The organism is Alteromonas antoniana, assembly GCF_019249295.1.
Classification (GTDB): domain Bacteria; phylum Pseudomonadota; class Gammaproteobacteria; order Enterobacterales; family Alteromonadaceae; genus Alteromonas; species Alteromonas antoniana.
This window is the reverse complement of sequence record NZ_JAESDH010000012.1, coordinates 53,299-67,497: the sequence shown is the minus strand read 5'-3', so window position 1 is coordinate 67,497 and position 14,199 is coordinate 53,299. Positions and strand designations below refer to the sequence as shown.

General features: G+C 46.7%; 14 protein-coding genes. 4 read left to right on the top strand and 10 right to left on the bottom strand.

Annotated elements, in window-relative coordinates; all coding sequences use genetic code 11:
• Positions 1 to 81: 81 nt before the first annotated feature.
• Complete coding sequence (locus tag JKP77_RS11690) at positions 82 to 1,566, top strand: DUF3336 domain-containing protein (RefSeq protein WP_218311408.1); 1,485 nt, start codon at positions 82 to 84, stop codon at positions 1,564 to 1,566.
• 38 nt (positions 1,567 to 1,604) lie between these two features.
• The gene (locus tag JKP77_RS11685) at positions 1,605 to 3,035 is read left to right on the top strand and encodes a hypothetical protein (RefSeq protein ID WP_218311407.1); all 1,431 of its coding nucleotides are present in this window, start codon (positions 1,605 to 1,607) and stop codon (positions 3,033 to 3,035) included.
• Positions 3,036 to 3,085: 50 nt separating this feature from the next.
• Here the strand turns inward: JKP77_RS11685 and JKP77_RS11680 are convergent, their stop codons facing one another.
• The 5 genes from JKP77_RS11680 to JKP77_RS11660 form a co-directional block, all read right to left on the bottom strand.
• The gene (locus JKP77_RS11680; protein WP_218311406.1) at positions 3,086 to 3,673 is read right to left on the bottom strand and encodes a hypothetical protein; all 588 of its coding nucleotides are present in this window, start codon (positions 3,671 to 3,673) and stop codon (positions 3,086 to 3,088) included.
• 74 nt (positions 3,674 to 3,747) lie between these two features.
• On the bottom strand, positions 3,748 to 4,107 hold the full coding sequence (locus JKP77_RS11675) for a phasin-related domain-containing protein (protein ID WP_218311405.1): 360 nt from the start codon (positions 4,105 to 4,107) through the stop codon (positions 3,748 to 3,750).
• Between the two features lie 85 nt (positions 4,108 to 4,192).
• Positions 4,193 to 4,582, bottom strand: coding sequence for a VOC family protein (locus JKP77_RS11670; protein ID WP_218311404.1), 390 nt, complete (start codon positions 4,580 to 4,582; stop codon positions 4,193 to 4,195).
• Positions 4,583 to 4,831: 249 nt separating this feature from the next.
• Positions 4,832 to 5,542: a fatty acid metabolism transcriptional regulator FadR gene (gene fadR, locus JKP77_RS11665; protein WP_218311403.1), complete on the bottom strand. Its 711-nt coding sequence runs from the start codon at positions 5,540 to 5,542 to the stop codon at positions 4,832 to 4,834.
• Between the two features lie 490 nt (positions 5,543 to 6,032).
• Positions 6,033 to 6,758 (bottom strand): hypothetical protein, encoded by a 726-nt coding sequence (locus JKP77_RS11660; protein ID WP_246601181.1) that lies wholly within the window; start codon positions 6,756 to 6,758, stop codon positions 6,033 to 6,035.
• A gap of 288 nt (positions 6,759 to 7,046) precedes the next feature.
• Here JKP77_RS11660 and JKP77_RS11655 point away from each other — a divergent pair, with 288 nt between their 5' ends.
• The gene (locus JKP77_RS11655) at positions 7,047 to 8,063 is read left to right on the top strand and encodes a DUF4124 domain-containing protein (protein WP_218311402.1); all 1,017 of its coding nucleotides are present in this window, start codon (positions 7,047 to 7,049) and stop codon (positions 8,061 to 8,063) included.
• 375 nt (positions 8,064 to 8,438) lie between these two features.
• On the opposite strand, the gene JKP77_RS22325 is transcribed toward JKP77_RS11655, so the two are convergent.
• Complete coding sequence (locus JKP77_RS22325) at positions 8,439 to 9,188, bottom strand: CPBP family intramembrane glutamic endopeptidase (protein ID WP_218311401.1); 750 nt, start codon at positions 9,186 to 9,188, stop codon at positions 8,439 to 8,441.
• 574 nt (positions 9,189 to 9,762) lie between these two features.
• Between JKP77_RS22325 and JKP77_RS11645 the strand changes: the two genes are divergently transcribed.
• Complete coding sequence (locus JKP77_RS11645; RefSeq protein ID WP_218311400.1) at positions 9,763 to 9,981, top strand: hypervirulence associated TUDOR domain-containing protein; 219 nt, start codon at positions 9,763 to 9,765, stop codon at positions 9,979 to 9,981.
• 155 nt (positions 9,982 to 10,136) lie between these two features.
• Here the strand turns inward: JKP77_RS11645 and JKP77_RS11640 are convergent, their stop codons facing one another.
• From JKP77_RS11640 to JKP77_RS11625, 4 genes are all read right to left on the bottom strand, one after another.
• Positions 10,137 to 11,225, bottom strand: a complete 1,089-nt coding sequence (locus JKP77_RS11640) for an alpha/beta hydrolase family protein (protein WP_218311399.1) — start codon at positions 11,223 to 11,225, stop codon at positions 10,137 to 10,139.
• A gap of 188 nt (positions 11,226 to 11,413) precedes the next feature.
• The gene (locus JKP77_RS11635; protein WP_218311397.1) at positions 11,414 to 12,580 is read right to left on the bottom strand and encodes an alpha/beta hydrolase; all 1,167 of its coding nucleotides are present in this window, start codon (positions 12,578 to 12,580) and stop codon (positions 11,414 to 11,416) included.
• A 166-nt stretch (positions 12,581 to 12,746) separates the two neighbouring features.
• Entirely contained in the window at positions 12,747 to 13,166 is a 420-nt protein-coding gene (locus JKP77_RS11630; protein WP_218311395.1) for a hypothetical protein, read from the bottom strand.
• 46 nt (positions 13,167 to 13,212) lie between these two features.
• Entirely contained in the window at positions 13,213 to 14,109 is an 897-nt protein-coding gene (locus tag JKP77_RS11625) for a pirin family protein (protein ID WP_218311393.1), read from the bottom strand.
• Between the last annotated feature and the right edge of the window lie 90 nt (positions 14,110 to 14,199).

Here is a 14,199-nt window from a genome sequence, read left to right as displayed (position 1 = left end):
AGTAGATTCTAAATTCCTTTTTTACACTACAATGACCGAAATGGGTGAACCTGCCAATGCAGTCAGGTTGTAGGGGGAAGTATGGCGTTATTTAACAGTGCTCTGGGCAAGCTGGAACAAGACATCAGGCATGCAACCAGCTATCAGGAATATCGTGAAGCCAGCCTGGCTCATGATGCCCTGTCTGGGGCAGATGAATGGAAAGCCAAAGATCCATGCCGTGATTACGACTACCGACTCATTCGCAAGCGCGTGCAACGTTTACAACTGGCGCGAGGAAAAGGCGACAGTCTGGCATTGATGTCCATCCTTCACGAAGGCCTGCACGGTAACCTGGGAAATATCGCTAATCCGGTATTACAGGAAAAGTGCAAAATTGGCACAAAAGCGCTAATAGAGACCTTTATTGATGAAGTAAAGCTCACGCTTGAGCACATTTATCATGCCGACGAAAGTGAAGTCGATTTTTACGAGAAGTTGTCTTTCTTCGAAGAAACAGCCCATGCATTTGGTCGCAGTTGCCTCATGCTGTCTGGCGGTGCGGGGCTCGGCTTCTTTCATTGTGGTGTGGTTAAATCGCTGAATGAAAAAAGCCTCATCCCCACGGTGATTTCTGGCGCTAGCGCCGGTTCCATTATCGCGGCGATGATCGGCACACGCACCCACGATGAATTGCTGGAAGCCTTATCGCCAGAGTTTATTTTTGAGACGTTCCAGAACTGGCGGCACTGGGCCGGATTCGGCAAAAAAAGTTTGTTCGACAGCCAGGCGCTGGAAAATGCACTGATCCATCTTTTCGACGTGATGACCTTTGAAGAGGCCTTCGAAAAAACCGGTCGTCATGTCACCGTGTCGGTTTCCCCTGCCGACTTGCACCAGCATTCGCGGCTGCTGAATGCCAAAACGTCGCCTAATGCCATTATTACGCAGGCTGTCAGAGCCTCCTGCGCGGTTCCTGTCATCTTCAGTCCGGTACAGCTGCGGGCGAAAACCGCCACCGGCGACATTATTCCGTATATTCCTAATCGCCGTTTTGCCGATGGCTCGTTAATGGCCGATCTCCCCTTCGACCGGCTTTCACGGCTTTATGGAGTTAATCACTCGATAGTCAGCCAGACCAACCCCCTGGCGGTGCCGTTTTTATCGTCCAGCCGAACTCATGCATCCAGCCTGACAGGACTCGCGTGGCGACATATGGGACAGTTGGCGAAATCAAACAGTATTTTTGCAATAGATTTGGTCGAGCGGCTGGTCGATCATAAAGGCGCAAAGCTGGCGATCCACAAGGTACGTTCTATCATTGATCAGCAATACGTTGGTAATATAAATATATTGCCTGACAAGCAGTTAAGAAATTTAGCGCAGGTGCTTGCGAATCCAACGCTGGAAAGTATTACTCACTTAATAACAAGTGGCGAGCGGGCAACCTGGCCTCACATCGATGTTATAGAAAGAAATACCAAAATCAGCGAAACTTTACGGTATTATCTGGCGCGCCTGAAGCGGCGCGAAGCCAAAGAATTTGGCCACACTCAATCATGGGCCGATGAGCAGGCGGTGTCTTGACCCAATCATAGCCTGTAAAACATAAAAAAAGGAACACAGTGAGTACGTTCGAACATCCTGATAATCACTACACACAACAAGTAAAGCAGCTTATTGAGCAGGTGTACCCTAAAGACAACGGACTGGGTTCAGTGTACGAGGATGCCCGACATTATTTTACGTTGACACCTGACTTGCAGGCGCATATTGCTGAGTTGCAGGAGAAGCTGGAAGTTGCCGAAAACACGTCGAAAACCGATGGTTTGGTGGCCCAGCTCAAGAAAAAGCTAAAGCTCGCTAAAGCCAAACTTGAAAATGAACGTCTTGAGCGTATTGATCGTCTCGAATCGATAGCGCTGAGACTGATAGCGCTAACTGAAGATGACAGCTATGAAGAAACGCAACTACTGAGCTCCAAATTTCTGGGCACAGTAATGCTGCTTACGCGTGGTCCGGAAGGCAATTTTGCCAAAGTGCATCAACGATTAAAGCCGCTGTATAAAGCGGTACTTGCACTGCGCCTTACTGATAAAATTCTGGAAGGAGGCCTGCTTCAGGACCCATACCTTCTTGAGATGAAAGACGCCATGTTGCGCTTCAAAGGTAACCGGCACTGGCAGGAGAAGTGGCAAACTGAAGTTGCCATTCCCATTATCACCTGCGCCATTCTGCAGGATATTGGCCTTCAGGCGTCAGAGGCACGTGAAATTCTGTTAGGGCCAGATAACGACTTAGATGAGTTCCGCGTGCTTGATAATGAGCCTCGTAAGGCTCTGCTCAAAATTAACTACAGCCGGACTATGGATTATCTGAAAAACGGTCTGGGGCTTCCTGGCTACGTGGGCAATGATAAAGACGAACGCGATCAGTTTATCCGCCGGCATAAAGCCATTAATCAGTTTACGCAAAGCGTAATGAAAGACGCGTTCATCTCAAAAACCGGCCTTGGTGAGATAGTAAAGATACCGCAGATCTACGTGTCGATAGTGCTCTCAACCAAACCGGATTATTCACGAAAATCACTGCCAAAAGGCTACATGTTAATTGAGCAGTTGGCTAAGAAAGGCGCACTGAACAGTAAGCTGGCGGAAGCGTTTATCAATATTGTTGGCTATTTTCCGCTGGGCTTTGGCATTACTTACATTCCGCAAAATGAAAAGGGTATCGACAGAGAACAGTATGAATGTGCCATCGTTACCCGACTTAATCCAAGAAACCCTGCGGAGCCGATCTGCAGACCCGTTACCCGCAACCTCACCTACATCAGCTTTGGTAACGACGAAGTCATTAAAAAATCTACCAACCTGTTTTTCCCGGCAAACCGCAAAAAACTTATGCGCATTGGTCGCGAGCGGCTAATAGAAATAATGAGCCAGCTGTCTGACAATTTCACGCCTGACGCTATTGATGATCTGGTGCCCAGTTTCTGGGAGCCATCGGACTACTTCTCGTTTAAAAAGAACCAGAACCTTTGGAACAAGGCTCGCTAAAAGCGTTTGGAAAGTTCATAAAAGAAAAAGGCCTGACGACAGGCCTTTGTTTATTCTTTACTTGATGATTTTGATGCGCTGCTTGTGCCCCTCCCCTTCGCTGAGGGCGATTTTTTAGCCGCAGCTGTGCCACTGCGGGTTGTACGCTTCGTCGTCGATTTGGTTGCGGCACCCGCGCCTCCAGCAGTCTTGGCTGAGGATGTCGTCGCCGTCGACGTCTTACGTCGGGTAGACGCACGCTTTGGTTTCGCCGCCGGCTTTTCCTCTGCTTTTTTTTCTGCAGCTTGTTTCGCTGCAAGCAGTGCAACCTGTTCGATCAGCAGGTCGACTTTGGCAGAAAGAACATCGATCTGCTGTTCACGTTTATTGTGCCGGTTATCGGAACCAAACAATGAAAATATCGGATTTGCCATCACCAGCTCCTGAAATGATGAAAACATATGTGATGGGGAAAGCTGCGTTTTAATTTGCTTGTCCATCACTTCACCGCGTGCCTGAAGTTCTTCAAACAACGCATGCGTCTCATCGATACGTTTATTAACCGTATCAGTCACCTGTGAAAGCTGGGCTGCCATCATATCGCTTCCCGCTTCCAGCCAACCAAACAACGGGGATCCTGAACGTTTCTTCGTTGCCATCGTTACCTCCCTTACAGCGTCACTGCGCGCAACTAATCAAAAAAGAAAGGGCCGGTTTACGGCCCTGACTGCGATTACTTGCTAGCTGCCAGCTTCGCTACAGCTTCGGTCAGAGCATCAACTTTTGCTGATAACTCTTCAATTTTCTGGTCTGAATGATCAACATCCAGTCCAAGCTTTTTACGAACATCAGCGACACGGCTCTCAACATCGTTTGTCGTTGACTTAAACTTGTTACGCGCGTCATCTTCAAGGGTTTCACCTTTAGATACCAGCTCGTCAAACATTTTGCTCGCTTCTTCGCTTAGCTTGTCATAACGGCCCTGCGCTTCTTCAACGCTTTTGCCGTAAGCGCCTAACCCGGCCAGCCACACTTTACGTGCAAAATCTTCGGCTTCATTGATTTTTGATTTGATAGTTTCTTTGTTACTCATAACAGCTCTCCTCACAGGGATGATTAAGTTGATATGGGTACGATACGCCGGTCAATTAGAAACCGCATACTAAAAACAAAAAAAGTTACTTCAGCGAATGCAGACCCACCATATTGCCTTCGGTATCCTCAATAAGTGAGATAAACCCATACTCACCAATTGCCATTTTACTGCGTTGGATACGTCCGCCTGCTTTCTCCACCCGACTCTCTTCGACCGCACAATCCTCACAGGTAAAATACACGATAGTGCTGTTCGAACCTGCGGGGAAACCATCAACGCTTACCAATGCACCAGAAGCACCGTGCTGTTCCATGTCAGAAGGAAATGCATACATGGTCAGTGAGGATTCGTTTTCCTCAGTAGGATCCAGTAATGAAGTCAGCGTTATCTGAAGTACGTTCTCGTAAAAAGATTTTGCTCTGGCGATATCATCAACGTATATCTCAAACCAGACTATAGGGTTGTGGTCCATCTTTATGCTCCTTGTTTTGCTGTCCTGCCAGGTAGAACACGCCAGATAAAGATAAACACTCAGCAATGCGCCTTACCGAAGCAGCAACGTCATAAATGCAGCTCGATGAACCTCAGCCTGTCGAAGTGGAATGGCAAGTTGTTACCCAATGACTGTCAGATGTAGCGTCGTTATACGCTACTTCAAAGGTATAGCACACAAGTGGAATGAGAGAGGAAAAAAAAGCCGCGATATGCGGCTTTTTAGGAATTAATCGACCAAATCTTTTGGCATGCTTTCGCGTACCTGCTGCCAGACTTTGCCACTTTCGATACCATATTTCCTGATAACCTGAGGCACCTCGTCGTGGTCCCCCTTTTCAGCAAGATCCAGCAATTCCTGATAGAACTCACGTGCTACGTTACGCGCACTTTCATGAGAGAAGAAATACCCACCAATACGTGAATACAGTCCGCGGAAGCCGTTCATCATCAGTACAAACACATTATTATTGGAAGCCAGCGCCAGATCATGGTTCATCTGATAATCAAACTGCGCAAAGGCCATGCCGTCTTCTTCGACGTCTTTATAACGCGCTATAATTTCCGCAGAGGCTTCCGGGTTATTCCTGATTGCACCACGAATAAATACTGCACTTAAATTTGTGCGGGCAGCAAGCAGGTTATCGACTAACTCAGGAATACCTTCCTGATCTAACCTGGCAAGTGTTTCCAGAATGTTCAGACCGCAGGTTTCCCAGAAGTTGTTAACTTTCGTCGGCTTGCCATGTTGAATAGTCAGCCAGCCATCGCGGGCAAGGCGCTGAAGCACTTCACGCAACGTGGTACGAGTAACGCCGATAAGCTCGGAGAGCTCTCTTTCAGCGGGAAGAATGGTGCCAGGCGGAAATCTGCCGCTCCAAATAGATTCAACGATGTATTCTTCTGCGAATCCAGCTGGACTCTGTGCCTTATAAATCATAACTTGCTCGCCTGCACGTTCTTGTTATTTTGCAACTGATTGTACCAGATGGTTGCCCATTAACAATCAATTAATGTTTGTTCTTATATATTGTCATTCAAATCACGATTTAGTGTCTAACCCGACCAATATCAACCCATTGGTAGCAGAAAGCTACGCAGGTGATGACGAATTGGGCCAGGTTTGCCGCTGAGAGCACTTTTTCAAAATTGGAAGGAGGTGGCGAATGCAAAGAAACGGGATACGAATTAATTAAACACTGTTTAGCCTCTGCTTTGTCAAACGCGCCGTAGCCCGCTCTTTGTAGTGCAAGAAACCTAATGCTGAATGTTTGCAATATCATTACGTTTTTTTTCGCTATGCTTCAGACCAGCCACAAGGTTGGAATTGAAACTCCGCGCTTTGTCTTTAGGTGACAGTCTGAATACCTTTTGAGTTAGTAAAGTACATGAAATAGCCTGAATTTTCTGGTTGAGACCAGATGCTGATATCAATTCACACCTAGCGCCTCTTCGGCATTGATGGCGCTAACGCCTAATTGTTCAGCTTTTATCACATCGACCGAATCGAATTGAATTTTACAGCCAGCCTCGATCATATCCAGCCATGCGCTGCGTAATGCGTCCGGGCGCTTGCCAGACCAGAACGATTCGGTTTTTTTAATATAAGCGACCACCTGCTCGATATAGCCATCGCGGTAAAATTGGCGAACAAGATCAAAGTCTGGACCGAACGCCCCCAACAGTGCTGAGTCGACGTCATTTATCGCATTGTGAAGTTCTTCAGATACACCGTTGATATCACCCTCTCGATAGGCAATCCATGCTCTTGCAATATCTATGTAGTGATTTTCCGTACTGAATCCATCGTAAACATCGCCAGCGATTTGTTGCTCCCGACTCATTTCTTTCGCGTGCTCAAATGCGCGACCAATTTTCAACTTCACCGTTTCAATCGGCTCAAATTGCGCACTGTATTTAATGTGTCGACTTAAGTTAATGATAACCAGATACACACTGCTATTGACTGACAAGCTAAGTTCATAGTCTCGCAGTGTATCGTTCAACAATCGCCGGTTTCTTGATTCGAAATACTCAAAACGCTGCTCAATATATTGATGATATTCAGGATCATCACACCCCTGCAAATAATCGGCATGACTTTTCATACTCAACGCAATGCTGATGAAAAAAAAGATAAAAAGTAACGGCTTCAATTCAGTCTCTGGCTACAGTGATATTACTCTTCATACTTCGAAAGTGTCGGGATTGATCGGAAGTGAGTGGCAACAACCTCAGTATTGTTGGATACACAAAATAAACTCGGCGTGGCTGTGATGTTGATGATGACTATTCGATTCGGTTCAAGCACAACGAGCCAGAAACGTATAATTAGCGTATTAACTCCAATACCTCCTTAAACTGTTCTCATACCCCGGTGTTATAGCGCCTGATTTCCACAGTAGTATTATCAACGAAGGTTTGATTCACTCAGGGAACGTGTGATGGGAAAGCTTACTAAATTGGGCATAGCAGTGCTCACAATCACTCTTAACTCTTTTCTGGTTTACCGATACGCACCTGGTGTAAAAGAGTTTACGAGTAAGGCGGCAGAACCAAAACATTCATCCATGGTTCAAAAAGCGAACTTACTTTCGAATGATAGTTTAATCGCGCCGACGGAACCTTTGCCTAACCCGATAACGCTGGCCTCCCCAGATGAAGCAAGCAAACGCTTGTATCATGATTCGACAGCTTTAATTGCGAGCTGTTTAGATAAGCTTCACGCCCCAAAGTCAAAGCAAATTTACACCTGGATTGACACTAATGGCATTCGTCATTTTAGCGATAGCCCAAGAAAAGTTGACGTGACCACTCCAATTTCCCTTGCAGGTGAAATAGCCCCAGACGCGATCTCAGTTAACTTTATAGGTCACGAGGGTCACTATGCTCTGCGCCGAGATATTGTAGCCCGGATTAATAAGAGCAAATCAATTTATGAAAAAATATTACCCTCCGGCTTGGTAAAGCCAATAACTATTAATCTACGCCTAATTGATGACGGATCCGATTATAGAAATTATGTAGAAAGTCAGGCTCCAGGCAAAGCGTCGACTCAAGGTATTTACATATCAAGTTTAAACGAATCCGTGGTGTGGATCAGGAGTGATGAGCAGGCGTCTCGCACCGCTGTGCACGAGGCAATACATGCCATGAATCGTCACTGGATAGGTCAAATGGGCAGATGGCTTAATGAGGGGTTGGCTGAACTCGCTGAGGACTTTGATTATGTTTACAGCGAATCTTCTAATCAATTACCGTTCTCGGCGTTAATAAAAGCTAGCCATAAAGAATGGGATAAAAATAAGCAACTATATTACGTAAGCGCCAAGTCTTATGTCAGCCGCCTTTTTGCGGAAGACAGCGCGGGACTAAGCAAACTGTTATTAGCTGAATCTGAAAACGGATGTAATGAACTGAGTTATATGGAAGTGAAAGACGCTCTCTCTATTAGACTTTAAACAGAATAAATGAAAAAGGTGAATCAGGTTCAACTCCAGTTGCCGCTTTTCATGTAGGAGCTTAATCAGATCACAGTTCCCTAAGGACCGACTGCGGTAGGTGAAAAGTATAAAGATAAACTCACTTTTACTTTGAGTGGCCCCCAACGGCATCCATCATCAGCGCACACCTTTGGCGCGTGCGCTGGAATGTTTTGTTATACGCGTTTATCTGACAACGAAGATTCTGTGCTGCTGAGAAAATATGGATATCAACTTCTTTCGTCTAACATTAAAGTTAACTAAAAACTTATCAAATCCCTTAATCTCATCTTCCACTAGAAGTTCAGTAAAACCTTTTTGGCTTAACTATTACGCAGTAGAATTAGACGACGGTTAAAGCCCGCGTTCTCCGTTGGCAGCAATAAACCTTTGTGACGTCCTGCGACGGGAATAAATAGCGGTTACCGCGATACTTAGTACGATTGTAAGCATTCGCAATAAATTCGCTAGATTGCCACCTATTGCCGAAGTGTCCACATCCCAGAGAACCCAGCAAGCATTCATCATGGTATGCAACGATGCCACTAACCATAAGTTGTGATCCCACCGGATAAACAGCCAGGCAAACCATAAGCCACCCACACCGGTAAACACACTGGCAAGAAGAGCTTCAACAGGCGTCGCGCCCTGGAACCAGTGCCCAACGCCAAATAACACAGCGCTCACAAGTGCGGCCGGCAGAAAATGCCACTTAGCCACACAAATTAACGTGCCAACCAGAAAGCCCCGGAACATCAGTTCTTCAAAAAAGCCGGGCAGCAACGCTTTGTCTAACAGTGATAAAGGCGAAAAAGTGGTTAACTCACTGGTTATCACAAACCCGATAACCATGGGTGATACAAAAACGCAGGCCAACCACAGTCCTTTCAAAACAGGGGCGCCTAGCCCGGTGACCTTGAATATATCGTCAGGTAAAAAAATAAAAAAACCGATGATAGTCAGTGTCCATATGCCATAAGGCACATAATGCCTGACCCATTCCGGGCTTTGCTGAAACACGCCTGCAGCGTTTAACCAGCCGGTAAGGTGTGTACTCAAATAAAAGAGTGAAATAATGACAAAAGAGAGAGTCCAGTGACGCACGTTCGTAATATCCACCCTTGAATGGAACCGTTATTAAGGAATACCTTAACGCCAGTAAAGTGCTTGAACATGTGCCAAAAGTCATGGTTTGGGCATAAGTACTTCGCAGGAGAAAATTCACTGCGCTACGGTCCGCTTGCCGCTCGGGCTGTGTGAAAAACCTGGTCACGTTCTGATCTAACAAACTGCACGTTATGATCAGTCGCCCCAGCCTGAAATCACATCGATTAGTTTATTATTCATGAAGTTAGGTGTGATATTCAGCCACTTACAACGTGAAAAGAATATATCCAAACAAACATCTATCGCCTTTGACAGGCGACAAGAGTGTAAAAACCGCGAAAAAAGGCGGGCAGTAGTGTACTGAAGATAGGCTTGATACTACTCGCGTGTTGGCCCCAATGACGTTCCAGTTTTTTAAACGGAACGTCGTCTGTATTAGTGAGATAACGCCAGTAAACTAAAGCGTTTGCGCAAGCACCCGCCTGACGAGCACGTCATTCTCTGCTTTTACCTGATCTCTCCCCTGAATTCGCCCGTTTATCATCTTACTAAAATGGTTTAATGAGCATTTATGAAGCACTACGCTATCAATACAGAAGTCGAATGGAACTGGGGCAACGGCACTGCAACAGGAAAAATTCGTAAAAAGTACACCGAGCACGTCGAGAAAACGTTGCAGGGCTCAGAAGTCAATCGTGATGCCTCAGATGATGATCCGGCTTACCTTATTGAACAGGATGATGGTAGTGAAGTGTTGAAATCTCACAGTGAAATCAATAAGGCATCGTAGTCGCGTAGTGTTGCCTTCGCACTTTTCATCACGATGTCTTGTGTCTCTATTCATTTGGTTCTGAGCCCGCTTACAGTAAAGTAATGGCACTGACAGTCCCCTTGACTGAGAATGACAGACGACGCTACAAGCGTCTTATCTGGCAACACTTGTCGTTAATTATCTTTCAGGATCCAATCGGAAACAGTCAGCAAAAACGCCGCAGCAAATGTGCTATCCAGGTTGTCGTATTCCTGCCGCGTGCCGGTTTTGGCTTTCTGAAAATAATGATTGGCGTTCTCGAAAATAACAAACGTATGATTGACGCCAGATTTAAGGATCGCTTTTTCCATCACGTCTTTGTTTTGCTCAATGGTAACCTGGCGATCCTTGCCTCCAAATAGCCCCAGCACAGGAACTTTGAATTCAGCCAGCCGCAAAGCGGGGTCGTGGTAGAGAAACGACGTTAGTGAAGGTAAAGCATAAATAAGACTTAATTCCTGCGCTTGCTGTGCGGCTTCTCTTCGAAGTTCATCTGGCAGCCGCCCACTGTGCTGTGGCGATACCGAGAGAATAGTAAAAATAGCAGCCCGGAGGTGCACCAATGCGCTGTCGATAGCGGTGCTGCTTTGTATCGCCCACATCAGGCGGTTGTGTGCAGACACCAGCGACTCGGTCGTTGCTTTATCCAGTTGCCACTGAGAATATTGCTGACGAACCTGATACAAAACCACGTCTATCAGGGGCACAGCCGGAGTGCCGAGCAGAAGCACCTTTTCCACATCGTGACGTGTTATTGTCACATCCACAGCGACTACGCCGCCCTGACTATGACCCAGTAGAATGAACTTTGAGAACGTAAAGTCATCGTGACGGGAAAAATAGTTGAGTACTCTGTCAACATCAGCTGAAAGATCACCACGTGTTGTCTGACCAAAGTTGCCAGTACTCCCACCGACGCCTCGGTCATCAAAGCGAAAACTGGCGATCCCCTGTGAAGATAAGTGCGTGGCCAGTCGTGAGAACATCGGGAAACCAGCAAGCGTTGAATCCCTGTCCTGAGGACCACTACCAGAAAGCATGACAACAAGTGACGTCGTTTTTGATTCCGAAGGTAATGCCAGCGTGCCAGCAATCCGTGTTTCGCCGTTTGCAATTACGATATCAACATGGCCACTGACTTTATGCATTGGTACCGCTAACACCGGATTCAGTAAAAACATACTGAAAAAGAAAAAGAGAAAATCAGATGTTACCTGTTTCATTGCGCAATCCGCCTCAAACTTAACATTACCCACCGTTGAATACTCACACAGCTGTCAGGCCAGGCGATGATAAAAGCAACCAGAGCCCAACAAGCACCGCTGGCGCGCCTTAGTAAAAACTAAAAAGGCGAATGAGCTGACTAACGATGTACACAACATGATCCAAAGCCGCCTTCGTATTGTCCTTATCAGGGCTCAGCGTTTTTTGTTATTGCCTGACGGACCCGCTTTACGCTGTCGTTAAATGTTGCCAGGGTGCCGCGACCTTGGCTTGCGAGTTCCACCGCTTTTTCATATGAAGATAACGCGTCAGTAAGCCGTCCGTCTTTCTCGTAGGCCTGACCCAGCCAATACCAACTATTGGCAAAGGTGTTGTATGCCTGCGCATTTCGTTCGAAAACCACGGCGGCGTCTGCATAGCGTTCCTGCTCCATTAGCTCCAGCGCTAAATACACATAGGTTTCGGCCGATTGCTTCGCCTCGGCACCGTAGGTCTCTCTCATCTGTTTCTCATGCTGAAGAAAGGCATTGGCAGTAAAGTTCTTTCCTATTTCCTCTGAAAGCATCATGTCTGAAAAAATATGCTTCAGGCCAAAGTATGTGGTCAACAAGGGGGCCGACATGTGTCCTTCATTGGTAAACTGACTTTGCTCAATTCTGAGCCCCTGCACTGCAGGCATCGCTTCAATAAATCTGCGCATTTCCTGTTTCATGCCGTAGCCATCGTCCTCGCCGATGCCGAAGAAAAGGCGTTTATTGATAAACGATTCGGGATTAGTACGCTGTAATTGCCCAAGCATTACCTCTTCATCCCACCACAACGCAGGCGCCACGATGATATAGCTATCGAACAGCTCCGGATGGTTCACGAGACTATAGGAGGCAAACAAGCCGCCAAACGAGTGACCAATCAGCGTTTTGTGCCCGTTAGTGCGGTAGCGTTGCGATAATGCCGGAATGAGTTCACGCTTAAGAAACCGTGTGAATTTTTCCGCACCGCCGGCATTGGGATATTGTTCGCTAGCTGTGGGTGCAAAATGATAGGTGCGATCCTCACTGACAATACCCACAATTATCGCTGGCGGCATGTAGCCGGTACGCACCAGAACTTCGTGACTCCCTACCAGGTGCGATAGATTAAAGTCGCCATCAAGTACGAAAATTACCGGGTATTCTGCATGCGACGCTGAATACCCATCAGGTCGCGATACATAGTAAGTCACAGTTTCGCCCGTCTCGCCGGAATCAAGAGTAAATACATCCGCAATAGTAAGTGCTTTACCAGCTCCGGCATTGGCGAAACCCGATGAAAACAAAATAAACAATGCCGGAATCAGCCTAAGAATTCTCATCATTTTTTCTCTTGGATAGAAAGGCGTTAAGTGCCGTGATGTGGTGTTTTGTTAAGTAAATGACCCACCAGACACAGGTTGAAATCGGTATTATCAGCGCTGCTTTTTACGCCCGGTGAAGACTCTTTCTACCTACTGGTGTAAGTCCGCGTACTTCTCATGCTCCCGGTTACACGCTTCTGCGAAAACTCACGATTTGCGCGCTATATTCAGCCAACTGCGCAACAACCAGACTGAATAAGCAGGCATAAAACAGCGCGTTGCCGTCGTTTTGAAAAAGATACAGCACTAATGAGACTACAATCCCCAAACTCAGGAAGAGGCCCGCTATAGACTGTGCTCTGCTAACGATCTTCTTCTCCCTTTCATCCGGTCTTAGTTCAGCTTCCTGCCGGTAAATAACAGTTAATACAATTTGCCCGACAATACTCAGGCTAATCAGGCTCACGGTTAAGCCAATGAACAGTGGCAGAACAGGCGGAGCGTGTTGCTGTGCTAAAAACGTCAGCCCTACTTCCAGTGCCATATACCCTCCGACAAATAACGTAATTACCATCATTAACCATGCTGATTTTTCTCGAAATGTCATAATTTTCTCCTTAGTAGTATTACTTTTTGGCACGCACTGCCGGGGTTCAGGACTTCGCCGGAATGCTTCCGAATTGCCCTGTTTCTTTTCTTTCAACAACTTTTTCCATCGCGAAAGGATCTGCCGCAACCAGAGGCCCTTGCTGCACAAAAGTCTCATTCAGAGGCTTTCCTGATAACACCGCAAAGTGGCTATTAGTGAGGCCGATATTGATAAGGCTGACGCTCTGTTTCCCCGATGCGCTGCGCAACGAGACCGATGAGCCTTCTTTCAACACCATGACCGAAGTGCCCGTGTCCACCTGCAATGTTCCTGACACCGCATAGATCCAGGCACCAGCGCCTGCATCAACATCAAACTTAAAGCGCTTACTGATCTCTACTTCGCCATCAAGGATCGTCAGGGGGGTGGACGGGGATTGAGCCGACTGCTTTCCATTAGATTCCCCCAGAAGCACGCGCACCCGGGCGCCGTTCTCGCAGATGATGGGAATATCTTTCGCTTTCACGTGCAATGAGACGGGTGCATCATCTTTGCTGTGGTTTGGCATATTGACAAAAATCTGAAGACCATGAATTTTGGCATTTTCTCTGGGCTCTTCATCGTGAAACACGCCGGATCCCGCTTTTAGCCAGTAGAGATCACCAGGCTCAAGATCAAAATCGTTTCCTAACGAATCTCTGTTATGAAATTTGCCGACAGAATCTTCGAAAATTACCGATACTGCAGACAGTCCTGCATGCGGATGTGCACCAAATGTCGAGCCGGTCATAGTGTAATGATCAACCATTATCAGCGGATCAAACCCGGCTTCAAAATCGGCATGTCTGAAAGCCAGTGCCTGAAAGGACTCACCCACTGTGAAAGGCTTTCCCGCCACCTTTTTGTATAAACCCGCTACTCCCTGATCGTTATTTTCAATAATTGATTTGATAGCAGTCATGACGTATCACCTTTTTTGTTAAGATGATGAAATACTAGAGCGCAATGCCGCACGAATAAACGCTTAAAATATGAACACATCGTTTTAAAA

Excerpts from the sequence above, each read along its gene's own strand:
- JKP77_RS11630 (WP_218311395.1), bottom strand. The coding sequence starts at position 13,166 with ATGACATTTCGAGAAAAATCAGCATGGTTAATGATGGTAATTACGTTA.
- JKP77_RS11690 (WP_218311408.1), top strand. The coding sequence starts at position 82 with ATGGCGTTATTTAACAGTGCTCTGGGCAAGCTGGAACAAGACATCAGG.
- JKP77_RS11635 (WP_218311397.1), bottom strand. The coding sequence starts at position 12,580 with ATGATGAGAATTCTTAGGCTGATTCCGGCATTGTTTATTTTGTTTTCA.
- JKP77_RS11655 (WP_218311402.1), top strand. The coding sequence starts at position 7,047 with ATGGGAAAGCTTACTAAATTGGGCATAGCAGTGCTCACAATCACTCTT.
- JKP77_RS11680 (WP_218311406.1), bottom strand. The coding sequence starts at position 3,673 with ATGGCAACGAAGAAACGTTCAGGATCCCCGTTGTTTGGTTGGCTGGAA.
- JKP77_RS11640 (WP_218311399.1), bottom strand. The coding sequence starts at position 11,225 with ATGAAACAGGTAACATCTGATTTTCTCTTTTTCTTTTTCAGTATGTTT.
- JKP77_RS11625 (WP_218311393.1), bottom strand. The coding sequence starts at position 14,109 with ATGACTGCTATCAAATCAATTATTGAAAATAACGATCAGGGAGTAGCG.
- JKP77_RS11670 (WP_218311404.1), bottom strand. The coding sequence starts at position 4,582 with ATGGACCACAACCCTATAGTCTGGTTTGAGATATACGTTGATGATATC.
- JKP77_RS11675 (WP_218311405.1), bottom strand. The coding sequence starts at position 4,107 with ATGAGTAACAAAGAAACTATCAAATCAAAAATCAATGAAGCCGAAGAT.
- JKP77_RS11645 (WP_218311400.1), top strand. The coding sequence starts at position 9,763 with ATGAAGCACTACGCTATCAATACAGAAGTCGAATGGAACTGGGGCAAC.
- fadR (WP_218311403.1), bottom strand. The coding sequence starts at position 5,542 with ATGATTTATAAGGCACAGAGTCCAGCTGGATTCGCAGAAGAATACATC.